Raw genomic sequence first — 447 nt, forward strand, 5'->3', positions numbered from 1 at the left:
GACCGCGAGTTGATGAGGGTGCCGCAAGGCGAGTTCATCCCGTTGCGGATCGGCGAGCCGACCACTGCCGTGCCGGACATCCAGATCGAAGTCCGCCGTGGCGCGACGACGATCAGTCTTCGCTGGCCGGGATCGGCCGCAGCGCAGTGCGCCCAGTGGCTGCAAGGGTGGTTGCGTTGATTCGGGTGGACGCGATCTGGTTGGCCGTGGAGCCGCTGGACATGCGCGCCGGTACCGAAACGATCCTCGCGCGGGTCGTCAAGGTGTTCGGCGCGGCACGCCCCCACCACGCCTACCTGTTTGCCAATAAGAGTTCGACGCGCATGAAGGTGCTGGTCTACGACGGCTTCGGCATCTGGCTGGCCGCGCGGCGCCTCAACAAGGGGCGCTTCATCTGGACGAACGGCGACCAGGCGATCGCCACGGCGCTCAATCCCGAGCAATTGC

At 66.4% G+C, this 447-nt stretch carries 2 protein-coding genes; both read left to right on the forward strand.

Annotated features, from left to right (window positions below):
* Nucleotides 1–180 (forward strand): hypothetical protein (locus DW296_RS16590; RefSeq protein WP_205807989.1); only part of this gene is annotated, 180 nt, incomplete at its 5' end.
* Nucleotides 181–185: 5 nt separating this feature from the next.
* Nucleotides 186–447, forward strand: a 262-nt coding sequence (tnpB, locus tag DW296_RS12705; RefSeq protein ID WP_136052521.1) for an IS66 family insertion sequence element accessory protein TnpB, incomplete at its 3' end; no start/stop codon positions are given.

The sequence above is a fragment of the Microbacterium sp. K36 genome (assembly GCF_004794355.1).
Lineage (GTDB): Bacteria > Actinomycetota > Actinomycetes > Actinomycetales > Microbacteriaceae > Microbacterium > Microbacterium paraoxydans_D.